This is a genomic window from Streptomyces sp. ASQP_92, from assembly GCF_025399895.1.
Lineage (GTDB): Bacteria > Actinomycetota > Actinomycetes > Streptomycetales > Streptomycetaceae > Streptomyces.
In genome coordinates this window covers 46,124-63,133 of sequence record NZ_JAODUA010000011.1, presented here as the reverse complement: position 1 = coordinate 63,133, position 17,010 = coordinate 46,124, and the positions used below count along the sequence as shown (strand labels likewise).

Sequence of the window (17,010 nt, the reverse complement as noted above, 5' to 3'; positions counted from 1 at the left end):
CCCGCCCGCCGCCGCCGCGCCGCCGAACCGACCGCGACACCCAGCACGACCAGTGCCAGGATCCCCATCCCGATCGCGATGCCCATCCCCCACCGTCCTTCCGTGGTGCGGGTCCCCCGTCGGCCCGCGTGGAAGGGGGATGCCCTCGGCCACCCGGCGCCAAAGCACACTTGAGCAACTCCAGAGGTTGCCCGCAGGATGGCCGTCATGACCTCCAGCGCGCGCCCTCTCCTCAACCGCCGCCTCGCCGACTTCGGGACGACGATCTTCGCCGAGATGTCCGCTCTCGCCCAGCGGACCGGGTCCATCAACCTCGGCCAGGGCTTCCCCGACACCGACGGGCCCGAGGCGGTACGGGAGGCCGCGGTCCGCGCGCTGCGCGAGGGCCACGGCAACCAGTACCCGCCCGGCCCCGGCGTCCCCGAACTGCGCACCGCGATCGCCGAGCACCAGCAGCGCCGCTACGGCCTGGCCTACGACCCGGACCGGGAGGTCCTGGTCACCGCGGGCGCCACCGAGGCGATCGCCGCGTCCCTGCTGGCCCTGCTGGAGCCGGGCGACGAGGTCATCGCCCTTGAGCCGTACTACGACTCGTACGCCGCGTGCATCGCGATGGCGGGTGGCACCCGCGTGCCCGTCACCCTGCGCCCCGCCGCGGCACCCGGCGGCGATGCCGGGCAGCGCCACTTCGCGCTGGATCTGGACGAGTTGCGCGCGGCCGTCACCCCCCGCACCCGCCTGATCCTCCTCAACACCCCGCACAACCCGACCGGCACGGTGCTGACCCGCGCCGAGCTGGCCGCGGTCGCCGAGCTCGCCTGTGAGCGCGATCTGCTGGTGGTCACCGACGAGGTGTACGAGCACCTCGTCTTCGACGGTGCCGAGCACATCCCGCTCGCCTCCTTCCCCGGCATGCGCGAGCGCACGGTCACCATCGGCTCGGCGGGCAAGACGTTCTCCTTCACGGGCTGGAAGGTCGGCTGGATCACCGCCTCCCCCGAGCTGGTGGCCGCGGTCCGCTCGGCCAAGCAGTTCCTGACGTATGTGGCGTCGGGGCCCTTCCAGTACGCGGTGGCCGAGGCGCTGCGCCTGCCGGACAGCTACTTCGACGGGTTCCGCGCGGACCACCGGGCCAAGCGCGACCTGCTGAGCGCGGGGCTCGCGGCGGCGGGGTTCGGGGTGTTCCGGCCGGCCGGCACCTACTTCGTCACCACCGACATCCGGCCGCTGGGCGTGAGCGACGGCTTCGCGTTCTGCCGCGCCCTGCCCGAGCGCTGCGGCGTCGTGGCCATCCCGAACGCGGTCTTCTACGACCACCGCGACCAGGGCGCGCCCTTCGTCCGGTTCGCCTTCTGCAAGCGGACGGCGGTCCTCGAAGAGGCCGTCACCCGGCTCAAGTCACTGGCCGGGTAGGGGCGCTCCGCGGGGCGTGCCGCCCCTGGCGCGGTCCGTCGCCGAGGGCGGCGCGACACGCGTGGGCACCGCCGGGCGGGGGGACTTCCACCCGGTCGGGGGCGCTGCGGTCGCGCTGTCCGGGATCCGTGCCGATGGTCGGTCTGACCGACCACGCGCGCCCGGAGGTGCCTTCTGTCCGCCGAGATCACCGCTCACACCCGCGGCCGACGGGCCGGCGGCCTCACCAGCACCCCGCCCTGGGTGGCCGCCCTGCGCCGGGCGGCCCCCGCGCTCGGCCTGTTCGTCGCGGTGCGGCTGACCGGGCTGCTGGTGTTCGCGGCCGCGGCCTGGCACCGGGGGCTCTCGCCGCGGGCCCGGCTCGCCACCGCCTGGGACGCCGACTGGTACACCCGCATCGCCGCCCACGGCTACGGCCGCACCCTGTTCTGGCCGGACGGCGCGGTCCAGAGCGATCTGGCGTTCTTCCCGCTCTACCCGGGCCTGATCCGCGCCGTGACCGCCGTCCTGCCGGTGACGGGCGGCACCGCGGGGCTGCTGCTGTCCTGGACGGCGACAGGCGCGGCGGCCTGGGGGATCCATCTGATCGGGGAGCGCCTGTACGGCCGCCGGGTCGCCACCCTCATGGTCCTGCTGTGGGGGCTGCTGCCGCACGCCGTGGTCCTGTCGATGGCGTACACCGAGCCGGTCATGACGGCGCTGGCGGCCTGGTCGCTGTGGGCGGTCCTGGAGCGCCGCTGGCTGTGCGCGGGCTCGCTCGCGCTGCTCGCCGGGCTCGCGCGGCCCAACGCGGTGGCGGTGGCGGCCGCGGTGCTCGTGGCGGCGGGCCACGAGCTGTGGCGCGGCGAGCGGCGCTCCTGGCGGCCGTGGGCGGGCGGGCTGCTCGCGCCGGCCGGCTGGTGCGGCTATGTGCTGTGGGTCGGGGTGCGCGAGGGCGACCTGTTCGGCGGCTACTTCTCGGTGCAGGCGGGCTGGACCTCCCGCTTCGACTTCGGCGCGGGCACCCTGCGCTTCCTGAAGCGGCTCGCGACCACCCCGTACGACCTGGGCTTCTCCATGGCGGCGGTGCTGACCGGGGTGATGGTGGTGCTGTTCGTGCTGTTCGTCCTGGAGCGGCCCGCGCTGCCGCTGCTCGTGTACACCGGGGTGCTGGTGGTGATCGCGGTCGGCGGGGCCGGCTTCTTCGAGTCCAAGCCCCGGTTCCTGCTGCCCGCGTTTCCCCTGCTGGTTCCGGTGGCGCTGGCACTGACGAAAGCCCGGCCCCGGGCGGCGGTCACGGTCACCGTCGCCCTGGCCGGGCTCTCGTTCTGTTACGGGGCCTATCTGCTGACGCTGGCCACCATGGCGCTGTGAGAGGCGGGGTGCCTCACTCGGAGTCCGGCTCGCCGGACCCCTCGCCCTGCTCGCCGTCGACGTCCTTCTCCAGGCCGAGCTGCTCGATCAGCCACTTGTCGAACTCGATGGAGGCGCGCACCCAGCTCACCACGGAGGACACGAAGTGCTCCAGGGCGACGCCCGTGCCGATCAGCATCTGCGCCTCGCCGATGAGGCGGACCGTGCCGTCGTCGTGCGTGTGCGTGTAGACCTTGGGCCACAGGGTGCGGCGGTTCCAGTCGTCGATCGACTCCAGGATCTGGACCTTGTCGTCGATGCTGTGCGGCCGGTCGTAGAACGTCCGCACCGAGAAGACCTGCTGGTCCTCCTCGCCGCGGAACATGAAGTACGTACGGAAATCCTCCCAGGGCGCGGCGAGGTCGCCCTCGTCGTCCACGACGTACTTGAGCTCCATCTGGTCCAGGAGCTGCTTCACCAGATCCTGGTCGGGAACGATGGGCCCGGACGGCTGGCCGCCGCCGGACTGCGGGCCCTGCTGAGCCCCGAAATTCGGAATCGAGGACGGGTCGATGCTCATCGTGAATCTTCCTTCGTACGGTTCCGGTCATCCTCCCCCATGGCGGGGCAGGGGTGGCAACCCCCGCCCCCGGGTATCCGCTGCGGGCTGACCGAATCGGGTCCGGGTGGCGGGATCGACGCTATTGCGCGGCCCCCACGATCAGCCCGTCCTCGAACCGGTCCACCCGGACCGTGTCGCCGTCGGTGACCTCGCCCGCCAGGATCTCCTTGGCGAGCCGGTCCCCGATGGCGGTCTGGATCAGGCGGCGCAGCGGGCGCGCACCGTACGCGGGGTCGTTGCCCTCCTCGGCGAGCCAGGCCAGCGCCTCGGGGGTGACCTCCAGGGTGAGGCGGCGGTCGGCGAGGCGCTTGGCGAGCCGGCCGATCTGGAGCTCGGCGATGTGGGACAGCTCGTCCTTGGTGAGGGCGGAGAAGACCACGAGGTCGTCGAGGCGGTTGAGGAACTCCGGCTTGAAGGAGGCCCGCACCACGTCCAGGACCTGCCGCTTCTTCTCCTCCTCGCTGGTCGAGGGCTCGACCAGGTACTGGCTGCCGAGGTTGGAGGTCAGCACCAGGATGGTGTTGCGGAAGTCGACGGTGCGGCCCTGCCCGTCGGTCAGGCGCCCGTCGTCGAGGACCTGGAGCAGGACGTCGAAGACCTCGGGGTGCGCCTTCTCGACCTCGTCGAGCAGCACCACCGAGTACGGGCGGCGGCGGACGGCCTCGGTGAGCTGGCCGCCCTCCTCGTAACCGACGTAGCCGGGGGGCGCGCCGACCAGCCGGGCCACGCTGTGCTTCTCGCCGTACTCCGACATGTCGATGCGGACCATGGCCCGCTCGTCGTCGAACAGGAAGTCGGCGAGCGCCTTGGCGAGTTCGGTCTTGCCGACGCCGGTGGGGCCGAGGAAGAGGAACGAGCCGGTGGGCCGGTCGGGGTCGGCGATGCCGGCCCGGGTGCGGCGCACCGCGTCGGAGACCGCCCGCACGGCCTCGGACTGGCCGATCAGGCGCTTGCCGAGCTCGTCCTCCATGCGCAGCAGCTTCTGCGTCTCGCCCTCCAGGAGGCGGCCCGCGGGGATGCCGGTCCAGGCGCCCACCACATCGGCGATGTCGTCGGGGCCGACCTCCTCCTTGACCATGGTGTCCTTGGCGTCCTTGGACTTCTCCTGCTCGGCCTCCTCCTCGGCGGCCTCCTCCAACTCCCGCTCCAGGCCCGGGATTTCGCCGTACAGAAGCTTGGAGGCGGTGTCGAAGTCGCCGTCGCGCTGGGCGCGTTCGGCCTGGCCGCGCAGTTCGTCGAGCTTCTCCTTCAGCTCACCGACCCGGTTGAGGCCCTGCTTCTCCTTCTCCCAGCGGGCGGTGAGGCCGCGCAGCTCCTCCTCCTTGTCGGCGAGGTCCTTGCGGAGCTTGTCCAGGCGCTGGATCGAGCCGGCGTCCGTCTCGTTCTTCAGCGCCAGCTCCTCCATGCGCAACCGGTCGACGGAACGCTGGAGTTCGTCGATCTCGACCGGCGAGGAGTCGATCTCCATACGGAGCCGGGAGGCGGCCTCGTCGACGAGGTCGATGGCCTTGTCCGGCAGGAAGCGCGAGGTGATGTACCGGTCGGAGAGGGTGGCGGCGGCCACCAGGGCGCCGTCCGCGATCTGCACCTTGTGGTGGGCCTCGTAGCGCCCCTTGAGGCCGCGCAGGATGGCGATGGTGTCCTCGACGGACGGCTCGGCGACCAGCACCTGCTGGAAGCGGCGCTCCAGGGCCGGGTCCTTCTCGATGCGCTCGCGGTACTCGTCGAGGGTGGTGGCGCCGACCATGCGCAGCTCGCCGCGGGCCAGCATGGGCTTGAGCATGTTGCCCGCGTCCATCGCCGAGTCACCGCCGGCGCCCGCGCCGACGACGGTGTGGAGCTCGTCGATGAACGTGATGATCTGGCCGTCGCTCTCCTTGATCTCGGAGAGGACCGTCTTGAGGCGCTCCTCGAACTCGCCGCGGTACTTGGCGCCGGCGACCATGGCCCCCAGGTCGAGCGAGACGAGGCGCTTGTTCTTCAGCGACTCCGGTACGTCGCCCTTCACGATGCGCTGGGCGAGGCCCTCGACGACGGCGGTCTTGCCGACGCCGGGCTCGCCGATGAGCACCGGGTTGTTCTTGGTGCGGCGCGACAGGACCTGGACGACCCGGCGGATCTCCTGGTCCCGGCCGATGACCGGGTCGAGCTTGCCCTCGCGGGCGGCGGCCGTGAAGTCCGTACCGAACTTCTCCAGCGCCTTGTACTGACCCTCCGGGTCCGGTGTGGTCACCCGGCGCCCTCCCCTGCTCGTCTCGAACGCGTCCAGGAGCTTCCTGGCGGTGGCCCCCTGCCCGGAGAGGATCTCACCGGCCTGCCCGCCCTTGGCGGCCAGGGCGATCAGGAGGTGCTCGGTGGACAGGTACTCATCACCCAGCTCCTTGGCGCGCTGCGCGGCGTCGGCGATGACGGCGAGCAGTTCGCGGTTGGGCTGGGGCGGGGCGACGGTGGAGCCGGTCACGCTGGGCAGCGCGGCCAGGATCCGCTCGGCGCCGGAGCGCACGGCGGCCTGGTCGGCCTCCACCGCGGCCAGCAGATCGACGACGTTCTCGTTGTCCTGGCCCTCCAGGAGGGCGAGCAGCAGATGCGCGGGGGTCAGATCCGGGTGGCCCCCGGCGACGGCCCGGCTGCTCGCGGCGTTGATCGCGTCCCGGCTCTTGTTGGTCAGCTCGGCATCCACGTGCGTTCGCTCCTCCTCGTCGTACGTCTGGGCGTGGCGGCAGTACCTATGACTCTTCCAACGTACACAAAGTTGAGCCCATTCCGCTCAAGGCAGGGAAAAGGAAAAGCTGCCGCTAGGTTTCTGGCCATGGCCAAAGACGTACACGCGCCCGACAGCGCCTATCTCAGCTTCTGGCGCGAGCGCCACATCTGCACCTTGACGACGCAGCGGCCGGACGGCTCGCCGCATGTGGTGCCGGTGGGGGCGACGTACGACCCCGAGGCGGGGCTCGCCCGGATCATCACCAACCGGTTCAGCCGCAAGGTCGCCCACGTCCTGGCGGCGGTCGAGGCCGATCCGGAAGGGGCGCGGGTGGCGCTCTGCCAACTGGAGGGCAGGCGCTGGGCGACGCTGGAGGGCCGCGCGTTCGTGCGCACGGAGCCCGAGCTGATCGCGGACGCGGAGAAGCGGTACGAGGAGCGCTATCAGCGGGCCCCGCGGGAGAACCCGGACCGGGTGCTGATCGAGGTCAGGCTGACCCGGGCGATGGGCAACGTCTGACGGGCCGGCCGAAACGGTCCGGGCAGCACAGCGGCGCCACCGTGTTCAGGTCCACGATGGCGCCGCTGTGTGGGGGAAGCGCCTGCGCGATGTACAACGACGGGGGATCGCGTCAGGCACTGCGGGGGGTGGCGGTGGATGAATCGGGTTGAGCCTCCGACTCGAAAAGCTGGTGGTCACGTTGGTCGAGATTGACGAAGACCATGCCGTACCGGACAACGCAGCGGATGGGCTGCGGTGCCCCGCGCGGTCGGCGCAGGCACCGGTAGGCGCGGACGTCCTCGTCGTCCTCACGGGCGATCAGGATGGGCTCACCGAGCAGGGTGACCATCAACGAATCGCCACGGTGCGGAACCGCGGTGGCGAGGTCGATGAAATGCCACCCCGAACGGTAGGCCGTGGCCATTTCGCGGCGGAAGGTGCGGTCATCGGGCGGGAAGCTCATGCGACAGCACCCGCAGGAGCCGACTCCCAGGTGAGGTCCGCGCCTATCGCCACGGTCCTGGGCCCGATCTCCCAGGTGAGGTCCTGGGTGGTCGCGCCTTGTGAGTTCGCGGGGTGGGTGTCCCAAGTGAGGTCCCCAGGCGCCGAGAGAGCGCAGAGAGCAGCCGCCACAACGGCTGTCGTGCTTAGTGCTCGAACCATCCTGCTCATGGCCGATCTCCACCTCTTTTGATCATTACCTCCCCCCGCGGATACGACGATGGCTCACTCCGGCCACTTGCACCAGCGCAGCCAGGCATCATGTTCCTGTAATTCAAAAGGATGAGGGGGGTGCAACTAGGTTGAAACAGGGGCATATAGGACACGATCACGGCCCGGTTGATCTGTGTGAGGCGGGGGCGGCTCTGTACGCCCTTGCCCTGCGTACGGGCGGGATTACCCGCTCAGAAGCCGATCCCGCCCCATGTCTGGTCGATCTCACCCTGCTGCGCCCCGATCCCGACGACGCCCAGTTGCTGCGCCCGGTTCCGCCCACGGTGGTGCTCAACCTGCTGACCCAGCCGCTGGAACGCGAGATCCAGGAACGCAGAAAGCTCTCGGTCGCCCTCGCCGACACCTTCGAGCCATTCATGTCGATCGCCACCCCCGCCACCACCGGCACGCACGCGATCACGGTCCTCGAAGGCCTGGAGCTCATCAACGCGACACTCGACGGCGTCATCAACGAGTGCACCGAGGAACTGCTCATCATCCAGCCCGGAAGCGGGCGCCGGCCCGAGAGCTTCGAGGCCGGGCTCCGCCGCATCGAGCCGCTGATCGCCCGCGGCGTCCGGATGCGCACCCTCTACCAGCACACCGCCCGCCACCACTCGGCCACCATCGGCTACGTGGAACGGATCGCTCCGTACGGTCTGGAGGTGCGGACCCTGGAGGAGATCATCGACCGGCTCATCATCATGGACCGCAAGATCGCCTTCATCCCCGCGCGCAGCGACCGCCAAGTCGCCCTGGAGCTGCGCCACGAGGGACTCGTGCAGTACCTGGTGGGCGTCTTCGACCAGTTCTGGCAGCACGCCGTTCCCTGGGACGACGAGGTGCCCTACCGCCAGGAGACGTCCGGCATCACCGGCGTCCAGCGCTCCATCGCCAAGCTCCTGGTGGAGGGGCATGTCGACGAGGCCATCGCCCGACGGCTCGGGATGAACGTCCGCACCTGCCGCGCCCACATCGCCAAGCTCGCGGCCGCCCTCGGCAGCGGCAGCCGGGCCCAACTCGGCTTCCTCATCGCCCAGTCCGGCATCCTGGACCAGGACGCCTGAACCCGTCACCGCGGGTACGGGCGCGGACAGGAACACCCGGTTCCACCGGTGGAAGGACCGTCGTGGACACCGCGCACGGGCGAAGCCGCGGCCGCGGCATCCACCTCGCCGCCTCCCGGCCCCGCTTCCCGTCGAGTCGAGCTGTTCATCCTGCTCACCACGATGCATCGGGAGCCGCCCGGCCACCACCATCATGTTGCTGCACTGCATCAACCGGAGGCGCACCAAAGGCCGACATGTCCGGCACGACGAGTGACCGCGGGTCACCGGGGGTGGGCGTCGAGCCCCGACTGGGCGATGCGGACGCCGAGTTGGGTACGGCTGCCGCTGCCGAGCGCCGCGGCGAGCCGGCTGATGTGGTGGCGGCAGGTGCGCACGCTGATGCCGAGCCGCTGCGCGATCACCGCGTCTTGGTGGCCCTCGGCGAGCAGCGCCGCGATGACCCGCTCGCGATGGGTGATGCCCTCGATGTCGGTGGCCACCGGCATCGTCTCGGCCAGCGGCACCGCGAGCCGCCACAGCCGCTCGAAGACGGTGGCGAGGAAGCCGACGAGCGCCGGATGGCGCAGCTCCAGGGCGCTGGTGTCGTCCGCGGCGGCCGGGATGATCGCCACCGTGCGGTCGAAGAGCAGCAGGCGGTCGGTGACCTCGTCCAGGGTGCGCACCTCCACCGCCCTGCCCTCCAACTCCCGCAGATAGTCACCGAGACCGGGGCCGTAGCGGGCGACATGGGTGTAGAGGGTGCGGATGCGCACCCCGCGGTCCAGCATGTCCAGGGCCCGGGGCAGCGCCTGGGACAGGACGCGCTCGGGCCGGATGCCGCGGGGCTGGATGGTGAGCGACTCGGTGGTACAACCGGCTATCGCGTCGTCGATGGCCGCGTTGATGCGGGGGATGCCGTCCAGGACCCGGATGGCCTCGCCGCCCGACACCACCGGCGCGCCGAGCGCCGCGAACCGTTCGAACGCCGCCACCACCGCGCCCGTACGGGCCTGGCTCGCCGCGATGTCCTGGTGGATGCCGCGCAGCAGCCGCGCCATCACCGCCTGCGGGGAGGTCGGCAGGAGCCAGTCGGGGGCGGCCGGATCGGGGTGGAGCAGCCCCAGATCGATCAGACAGCTCGCCTCGCCGGCCGCCTCGCGGGGGATCCGCCCGGCCCGCAGGGCGTCCGCGTACGCCCGCTCCGCGGGCCCGCACAGCCGATCCGCGCCGTGCGGATGCGGCACCTGCTCAGACATGCTCTCCCCCGCCTCCCTGGCGCCTCCCCGCGACCGAGCCCGATGACCTTATCCCCGTACGACGCCGGTTCACCGCGATCACCACGCGCGAGAGGCCCGCGCCCCGCGACGGGACGACGGACCTCTCGGCTGCGTACGGCGACCGGCGCCAACCGGCCTATTCCTGGGGCCTCTTGGGCCGCCAGACGACCAGCGCACCGGCCTGCTGGACGTCCTGGTACGGGACCAGGTCGCGCCGGTAGGAGGCGTGCACCTGGGCCTCGCGCTGCTGCATGGCGATGGCCGCGCCCTCGACCGCGGAGGACAGCTCGGCCACTCTCGCCTGGAGGGCGGCGACCTGGTTCTCCAGCTCGATGATGCGCTTGATGCCCGCCAGGTTGATGCCCTCGTCCTGCGACAACTGCTGGACCGCTCGCAGCAGTTCGATGTCGCGGGCCGAGTAGCGCCGGCCGCGCCCGGCCGTGCGGTCGGGAGAGACCAGGCCGAGGCGGTCGTACTGGCGCAGGGTCTGCGGGTGCAGACCCGAGAGCTGGGCCGCGACCGAGATGACGTACACCGGCGTCTCGTCGGTCAACTCATAGGCCCTGTTGCCGAATGGAGGCTGTCGACGCTGGCGCGGGTCCATCTCATGCTCCCTTCGCGGCCTGGAACAGTTCTGCCCGCGGGTCCTGGCCCGCGGTCGCCTCGCGGTAGGTCTCCAAGGCCTCGCGGGCCTTGTCGTCCAGCTCCTTGGGCACGGTCACCTCGACCGTGACCAGCAGGTCGCCCCGGGTGCCGTCCTTGCGGACCGCTCCCTTGCCGCGGGCCCGCATCGTGCGGCCGTTGGGGGTGCCCGCAGGCAGTTTCAGGGTGACCGGCGGCCCGCCGAGCGTGGGCACCTTGACCTCGGCGCCCAGGGCGGCCTCGGTGAAGGTGACCGGCACCGTGACGGTGAGGTTGTCGTCCTTGCGGCCGAACACCGGGTGGGTGTCGACGTGCACGACGACGTACAAGTCGCCCGCGTGGCCGCCCCGTTCACCCGGCGCGCCCTTGCCGCGCAGCCGGATGCGCTGGTTGTTGCTGACCCCGGCCGGGATGCGCACCTGCATGGTGCGCGAGGAACGGGCCCGCCCGCTGCCCTTGCAGACGTCGCAGGGGTTCTCGGCGATCAGGCCGCGGCCCTTGCAGTCCACGCACGGGTCGGTCAGCGAGAAGCCGCCGCCCGAGCCCCGCGAGACCTGACCGGTGCCGACGCAGGTCGGGCACACCCGGGGGGTGCCGTTCTTGTCGCCGGTACCCGAACAGGCCTTGCAGGGCGCCTGGCTGGAGAGCCGGATCGGGACCGTGGCCCCGTCGACCGCCTCGGTGAAGCTCAGCGTCACCTCGGACTCCAGGTCCTGCCCCCGGCGCGGCTGGGTGCGCGTACCGGCACCCGCGCCGCCCCGGTTGAACAGGCCGCCGAACACGTCGCCGAGCCCGCCGCCGAAGCCGCCGGCACCGGCGCCGCCCCCGCCGGGCTGCTGCCCGCCGAAGAGGTCACCGAGGTCGAAGTTGAAGCTGCCGCCCGCGCCGGGACCGGCCCGGAAGCCCCCGTTGCCGAACAGGGCGCGCGCCTCGTCGTACTCCTTGCGCTTCTTGGGGTCACCGAGGATGTCGTTGGCCTCGGAGATCTCCTTGAAGCGCTCCTCCGCCTTGGTGTCGCCCTTGTTGGCGTCGGGGTGGTTCTCGCGCGCGAGCTTGCGGTACGCCTTCTTGATCTCGGCGTCGGTGGCGTCCTTGGGGACGCCGAGAACCTTGTAGTAGTCCTTCTCGACGAAGTCCTTCGTGTTCATCGACGTCCCTCCTTCCGAACGATCACGTCATTCATGACCGCCGCGTCAGCCCTTGTCGGGGCCACCGCTCTCCTCGTCGTCCGACTTCTCCTCCTTGGCGGCCGCACCCGGCTGGGGCTCGGCCACCGCGACCCGCGCGGGGCGGATCGTACGCTCACCGATCCGGTATCCCGGTTGCAGGATCGCCACACAGGTCGTCTCGGTGACGTCCGGCGCGTAGCTGTGCATCAGGGCCTCGTGGACCGTCGGGTCGAAGGGCTCGCCCTCCTTGCCGAACTGCTGGAGGCCCATCTTCGCGGCGACCGTCTCCAGGGATTCGGCCACCGACTTGAAGCCGCCGGTCAGCTCCCCGTGTTCCCGGGCCCGGCCGATGTCGTCGAGCGTGGGCAGCAGCTCGGTCAGGAGGCCGGCGACGGCGATCTCCTTGACCGTGACGCGGTCCCGCTCCACGCGGCGGCGGTAGTTCTGGTACTCGGCCTGGAGGCGCTGGAGGTCCGCGGTGCGCTCGGTGAGCGCCGTCTGGGCCTGGTCCAGCTGGGCCTGAAGGGCGATGTCCTTGGCTGCGTCCCCGGCCGGGGCCGCCTTGTCCTCCTCGGAGGATTCGGCGGCCTTCGGCTCGGCGTCTTCCTGAGCGCCGGAGGGGACGTCGGGCTTCTCCTCGAAGCCCGGGGTCTCCTCCGTCATCAGGCGGCGCCACCCTTCGGCTTCTCGTCGTCGACGATCTCGGCGTCGACCACGTCGTCGTCACCGGCGGGGTGGGCCTGCTCGGTGCCCTCGGCACCGGCGGCGCCCTGCGCGGCCTGGGCGTCGGCGTACATGGCCTGGCCCAGCTTCTGCGAGACGGCGGCGACCTTCTCGGTGGCGGTGCGGATCTCGGCCGTGTCCTCGCCCTTGAGCTTCTCCTTCAGCTCGGCGACGGCGGCCTCGACCTCGGTCTTGACCTCGCCCGGGACCTTCTCCTCGTTGTCCTTGAGGAACTTCTCGGTCTGGTAGACGAGCTGCTCGCCCTGGTTGCGGGACTCGGCGGCCTCGCGGCGGCGGTGGTCCTCCTCCGCGTACTGCTCGGCCTCCTCGCGCATGCGGTTGACCTCGTCCTTCGGCAGCGAGGAGCCGCCGGTGACGGTCATCTTCTGCTCCTTGCCCGTGCCGAGGTCCTTCGCGGTCACGTGCATGATGCCGTTGGCGTCGATGTCGAAGGCGACCTCGATCTGCGGGACACCGCGCGGGGCCGGCGGCAGACCGGTCAGCTCGAACATCCCGAGCTTCTTGTTGTACGCCGCGATCTCGCGCTCGCCCTGGTAGACCTGGATCTGCACGGACGGCTGGTTGTCCTCGGCCGTCGTGAAGATCTCGGAGCGCTTGGTCGGGATCGTGGTGTTGCGCTCGATGAGCTTGGTCATGATCCCTCCCTTGGTCTCGATGCCGAGGGACAGCGGGGTGACGTCGAGGAGCAGGACGTCCTTGACCTCGCCCTTGAGGACACCGGCCTGGAGGGCGGCGCCGATGGCGACGACCTCGTCCGGGTTGACGCCCTTGTTGGCCTCGTTGCCGCCGGTCAGCTCCTTGACGAGCTCGGCGACGGCCGGCATGCGGGTGGAGCCACCGACGAGAACGACGTGGTCGATCTCGGACAGGTTGATGCCCGCGTCCTTGATGACGTTGTGGAACGGCGTCTTGCAGCGCTCCAGGAGGTCGCTGGTGAGCTGCTGGAACTGGGCGCGCGTGAGCTTCTCGTCCAGGTGCAGCGGGCCCTCGGCGGACGCCGTGATGTAGGGCAGGTTGATCGAGGTCTCGGTGGACGAGGACAGCTCGATCTTGGCCTTCTCGGCGGCCTCACGGAGGCGCTGGAGGGCCATCTTGTCCTTGGACAGGTCCACGCCGTGACCGGACTGGAACTGCTTCACCAGGTAGTCGACGACGCGCTGGTCCCAGTCGTCACCACCGAGGTGGTTGTCACCGTTGGTGGCCTTCACCTCGACGACGCCGTCGCCGATCTCCAGAAGGGACACGTCGAAGGTGCCGCCACCGAGGTCGAAGACGAGGATCGTCTGGTCGTCCTTGTCGAGGCCGTAGGCGAGGGCCGCGGCCGTCGGCTCGTTGACGATGCGCAGGACGTTGAGGCCCGCGATCTCACCGGCCTCCTTGGTGGCCTGGCGCTCGGAGTCGTTGAAGTACGCTGGCACGGTGATGACCGCGTCGGTGACCTTCTCGCCGAGGTAGGCCTCCGCGTCGCGCTTCAGCTTCTGCAGGATGAAGGCGCTCATCTGCTGCGGGTTGAAGCTCTTGCCGTCGAGCTCGATCTTCCAGTCGGTGCCCATGTGGCGCTTGACCGACCGGATGGTCCTGTCGACGTTGGTGACCGCCTGGCGCTTGGCGACCTCGCCGACCAGCACCTCGCCGTTCTTCGCGAAGGCGACGACGGACGGCGTGGTCCTGGCGCCCTCTGCGTTGGTGATGACGGTGGGCTCGCCGCCTTCAAGAACGCTGACGACGGAGTTAGTCGTGCCCAGGTCGATGCCGACCGCACGTGCCATTTCGGTTCCTCCAGATGACTACTTGAGTGGATCTGGCTCAAGGATGCATGACGTCCCGCATCGCGTCAACAGAGCTGAGTCCAGGCGACTCAAGTTTTATCCTGCGCTTATCTGCAATGGAATGCGTTCGCGCAGCTCAGAGGCGCTCTCACACCACCGCGGCCACCTGCGCGGGTACCTGCTCGCCCGCTGCCGGACCGTCCTCGCGCAGCAGCACCAGGCCGCACCGGAGCATCCGGCCGTCGCGCGGATCGGTGAGGCCCGGCTCCAGGGACATCAGCGTCAGGCCGAGCCCGTCGCGGGTCTGCGCGAGCAGCTCGTCGAAGAGCTTGCCGCCCTCGAACAACGGCACCAGCGGCGCCCCGATCGCCACCCCGCAGATCTCGTCCGCGAACTGCCCTGCCCCGTCCAGGACTTGGGCCTCGTACCCCTGCACGTCGAGCTTGACGAAGACCCGCTCGCCGGGCGCGGTGACCTGCTCCCACACCTCGTCCAGGCGGCGCACCTCCACGATGACGTCGCCGGTGTACGCGGTGCGGGGGGCCGCCGCGCGGTGGCGGGGCAGCATCGGCAGCAGGGAGCTGGCGGGGCCGCAGTCGCCGGAGATGTTGAGGGTGGCCCTGCCGCTGTGATCGCCGAGCGCGTACGGCAGCACGCTCCAGGTGTCGTCGAGGGCGGCACGGTGGCGCAGTTCGGCGCGGGGCTCGCGCAGCGGCTCGAAGGAGACGATGCGGCCCCGGTAGCCGGCCTCGCGCAGCTCGGCGGCGAAGTCGCCCCGGTGCGCGCCGACGTCGAGGACCAGGTCGATCTCGTACCGGCCCAGCAGCCGCACCAGTTCGCGGCCGCCCGGGCGGTGGCGTACGACGTCGATGCCGAGGCGGCGCACCATGCGGCGCAGGTGGCGTCGAAGGGTCTCCCACATGTGCGTACAGCTCCCTGCTGTCAGCGCTGTCAACGAGTTCATCCGCGGCCCCCCGCGAGGTCGACGGAGGCCGTGGCGCTCCTGTGGGCGCGGGCCCGCGGGGCGCGGCGGCGCGAGGCGGGCCCGTACACCGGGACCCGCAGCAGCACCACCACCGCGACGGGCACCGCGAGGGCGAGCGGCAGCGCCGCGACGGGGGCGATGCGCCCGTCGTGGATCTGGAGCCCGACGATCGTGGCGGCCAGCGACGCGACGCCGAGCACCACGGCCGAGCCCTGGGTGGTCAGACCCAGCTTCCGCAGCCGGTGCGCGATGTGGTCGCCCCCGCCGCGCAGCAGCGGGCGGCCCGCGCGGCCCCGGGAGACCAGGACCAGCACGGTGTCGGTCAGGACGACGAGGGTCAGCGCGAACAGTTCGGCGGTGGTCTGCTCCCCGGGCGCCCGGGTGTGCACGGTCACCGCGGACGCGGCGAGCAGGAAGCCGGTGAACAGGGAGCCGCAGTCGCCGAGGTGGATGCGCGCCGGATGCCAGTTGTGCAGCAGGAAGCCGGTGAGGGCCGCGGCCAGCACGCTCAGGAGCAGCCCGTGGCCCGGGCGTCCCTCGGCAATCGCGCACACCGCGAGGCCGAGCGCGGTGACGGCGGCGACCGCGCCCATCGCGCCGTCGGAGTTGTCCAGGAGCTGGAAGGCGTTGGTGACGAACACGATCCACAGCACCGCGAGCGCGCCCGCGCCCGGCGAGAGTCCGGCCAGCGCGACCACCACGGTGGCGGCGGCGGCCTGCGCCACCAGGCGGACCCGCATGCCCAGCGGGCGCAGATCGCCGACCAGGCCGAGCAGCGCGACCGCCCCGGCCGCGGCGAGCAGCGGGGCCACCCCGGTGCCGAGCGCGGCGACACCGAGCAGCGGCCCCGCGCAGGCCACGCCCAGGGTGGCGACGGCGACGGCGATGCCGCCCAGGTGCGGGACGGCGTCGCCGCCCCCGCGGCCGGACCTCAGCATCAGGGCGCGGATGACGGCCGCGAGCACGGCGGTCAGGACGAGGGCGGCCGTCGCGGCCGCGAGCCCGTGCAGCATGTCGGCGCCCCCTCAGCCGAGGTGCCGGCCGGCCGGCGAGGCGGCGGGCGCTCGAAGGCCGGGCAGGACGACGGGGGCCTCGCCGCGCGCCCGCGCGATGGCCGCGTCGAGGATGGCGTCGAGCCCGCACCGCGGCCGCCAGCCGGTCAGTTCGCGCAGCGGCGTCGCGTCGAGGGGGCGGGGCGCGCCCTGGGCGAACGCGCGGTGCGGGACGCGGTCGACGACGTACGGGAAGTGGCGTACCGGGGAGGCGCTGCCGCTGCGGGCCACCGTGCGCTCGGCCAGGGCCAGGACGGCGATCTCCTGGTCGCCCACGATGTCGAACTCGCCGCCGGGCGCGCCCGGGTGGGCCAGCAGGGCGAGCAGCGCTTCGATGGCGTCGGCGACGTCGAGGAAGCGGTGGGAGCGCTCGCCGTCGCCGTGCACGGCGAGCGGTTCGCCCGCGACCGCGCGGCGCACGAGGCGGGTCAGCACGGTGGCGTGCACGGGCGACTGGCGCGGCCCGACGGTGTCGCCGTGGCGCACGACGACGGCGCCCGCGGCCGCCTCGCCGCAGGCGTCGGCGGCGGCGATCAGCAGCCTCCTGCCGTGGCGCAGGGCGGCCGCGCCGACGGTGCCGGTGACGGGGGCCAGATGGACCACGGTGTCGCAGCGCGCGGTGAGTTCGTCGACCACGCGCTCGTCCAGGACCGAGCCGCGCACGAAGCGCAGCCGGGGGTCGGACCAGGCGGCGGCGAGGTTGGCCCGGGCGCCGGTGGACAGGTCGTCGAGCACGATCACGGTGTGGCCCTGGCCGAGCAGCGCATCGGCCAGGTGCGAGCCGATGAATCCGGCACCACCGGTGACGAGGTACGTGGCGGGAGCTGGCATGGGGACGCCCATTCGGTTCGATCGTCGTGGACGACAACAAGTTAGTTTGTTATGTCCCCATATGTGGTGAATAACACGATGGATATCCCGTCGCCCCTCAGGGCACGCTGAGCGACACAGATCACCGCCTGCGCGGCTACAGTGCGGCGTCAGAAGTGGGTACGCTCAGGTGGACTGGATAAGTTACTGCTTAGTAATCCGTTCGA

The 17,010-nt window shown here is 71.4% G+C and carries 15 protein-coding genes; 4 read left to right on the top strand and 11 right to left on the bottom strand.

The window, feature by feature from the left end; genetic code table 11:
• Positions 1 to 198: 198 nt before the first annotated feature.
• A complete protein-coding gene (locus tag N4G70_RS22640; protein ID WP_261714521.1) occupies positions 199 to 1,413 on the top strand; it encodes a pyridoxal phosphate-dependent aminotransferase in 1,215 nt (404 codons plus the stop codon).
• 243 nt (positions 1,414 to 1,656) lie between these two features.
• Positions 1,657 to 2,766: a hypothetical protein gene (locus N4G70_RS22635; protein WP_261714520.1), complete on the top strand. Its 1,110-nt coding sequence runs from the start codon at positions 1,657 to 1,659 to the stop codon at positions 2,764 to 2,766.
• A 13-nt stretch (positions 2,767 to 2,779) separates the two neighbouring features.
• Here N4G70_RS22635 and N4G70_RS22630 read toward each other — a convergent pair whose 3' ends face one another.
• Positions 2,780 to 3,325, bottom strand: a complete 546-nt coding sequence (locus tag N4G70_RS22630) for a YbjN domain-containing protein (RefSeq protein ID WP_261714519.1) — start codon at positions 3,323 to 3,325, stop codon at positions 2,780 to 2,782.
• A 121-nt stretch (positions 3,326 to 3,446) separates the two neighbouring features.
• Positions 3,447 to 6,047 carry an ATP-dependent chaperone ClpB gene (gene clpB / locus N4G70_RS22625; RefSeq protein ID WP_261714518.1) on the bottom strand — a complete coding sequence of 867 codons (2,601 nt, stop codon included), beginning with the start codon at positions 6,045 to 6,047 and terminating at the stop codon, positions 3,447 to 3,449.
• A gap of 129 nt (positions 6,048 to 6,176) precedes the next feature.
• Here clpB and N4G70_RS22620 point away from each other — a divergent pair, with 129 nt between their 5' ends.
• Positions 6,177 to 6,590 (top strand): pyridoxamine 5'-phosphate oxidase family protein, encoded by a 414-nt coding sequence (locus tag N4G70_RS22620; RefSeq protein ID WP_261714517.1) that lies wholly within the window; start codon positions 6,177 to 6,179, stop codon positions 6,588 to 6,590.
• A gap of 112 nt (positions 6,591 to 6,702) precedes the next feature.
• Here N4G70_RS22620 and N4G70_RS22615 read toward each other — a convergent pair whose 3' ends face one another.
• Positions 6,703 to 7,035 carry a (2Fe-2S)-binding protein gene (locus tag N4G70_RS22615; protein WP_120722622.1) on the bottom strand — a complete coding sequence of 111 codons (333 nt, stop codon included), beginning with the start codon at positions 7,033 to 7,035 and terminating at the stop codon, positions 6,703 to 6,705.
• A gap of 340 nt (positions 7,036 to 7,375) precedes the next feature.
• Between N4G70_RS22615 and N4G70_RS22610 the strand changes: the two genes are divergently transcribed.
• Entirely contained in the window at positions 7,376 to 8,353 is a 978-nt protein-coding gene (locus N4G70_RS22610) for a helix-turn-helix transcriptional regulator (RefSeq protein WP_261714516.1), read from the top strand.
• Positions 8,354 to 8,616: 263 nt separating this feature from the next.
• Here the strand turns inward: N4G70_RS22610 and N4G70_RS22605 are convergent, their stop codons facing one another.
• From N4G70_RS22605 to N4G70_RS22570, 8 genes are all read right to left on the bottom strand, one after another.
• The gene (locus N4G70_RS22605) at positions 8,617 to 9,591 is read right to left on the bottom strand and encodes a LuxR C-terminal-related transcriptional regulator (protein ID WP_261714515.1); all 975 of its coding nucleotides are present in this window, start codon (positions 9,589 to 9,591) and stop codon (positions 8,617 to 8,619) included.
• 157 nt (positions 9,592 to 9,748) lie between these two features.
• The gene (locus tag N4G70_RS22600; protein ID WP_261714514.1) at positions 9,749 to 10,216 is read right to left on the bottom strand and encodes a heat shock protein transcriptional repressor HspR; all 468 of its coding nucleotides are present in this window, start codon (positions 10,214 to 10,216) and stop codon (positions 9,749 to 9,751) included.
• A 1-nt stretch (position 10,217) separates the two neighbouring features.
• Positions 10,218 to 11,402 carry a molecular chaperone DnaJ gene (gene dnaJ / locus N4G70_RS22595; protein WP_261714513.1) on the bottom strand — a complete coding sequence of 395 codons (1,185 nt, stop codon included), beginning with the start codon at positions 11,400 to 11,402 and terminating at the stop codon, positions 10,218 to 10,220.
• Positions 11,403 to 11,447: 45 nt separating this feature from the next.
• Entirely contained in the window at positions 11,448 to 12,086 is a 639-nt protein-coding gene (gene grpE / locus N4G70_RS22590; protein WP_261714512.1) for a nucleotide exchange factor GrpE, read from the bottom strand.
• The gene (gene dnaK, locus N4G70_RS22585; RefSeq protein ID WP_261714511.1) at positions 12,086 to 13,936 is read right to left on the bottom strand and encodes a molecular chaperone DnaK; all 1,851 of its coding nucleotides are present in this window, start codon (positions 13,934 to 13,936) and stop codon (positions 12,086 to 12,088) included. The genes grpE and dnaK overlap by 1 nt, the downstream gene beginning before the upstream one ends.
• Positions 13,937 to 14,084: 148 nt before the next feature.
• Positions 14,085 to 14,858 (bottom strand): FkbM family methyltransferase, encoded by a 774-nt coding sequence (locus N4G70_RS22580; protein ID WP_261714510.1) that lies wholly within the window; start codon positions 14,856 to 14,858, stop codon positions 14,085 to 14,087.
• Between the two features lie 38 nt (positions 14,859 to 14,896).
• Positions 14,897 to 15,934 (bottom strand): MraY family glycosyltransferase, encoded by a 1,038-nt coding sequence (locus N4G70_RS22575; protein WP_261714509.1) that lies wholly within the window; start codon positions 15,932 to 15,934, stop codon positions 14,897 to 14,899.
• Positions 15,935 to 15,946: 12 nt separating this feature from the next.
• Positions 15,947 to 16,804: an NAD(P)-dependent oxidoreductase gene (locus N4G70_RS22570; RefSeq protein WP_261714508.1), complete on the bottom strand. Its 858-nt coding sequence runs from the start codon at positions 16,802 to 16,804 to the stop codon at positions 15,947 to 15,949.
• Positions 16,805 to 17,010 lie beyond the last annotated feature (206 nt).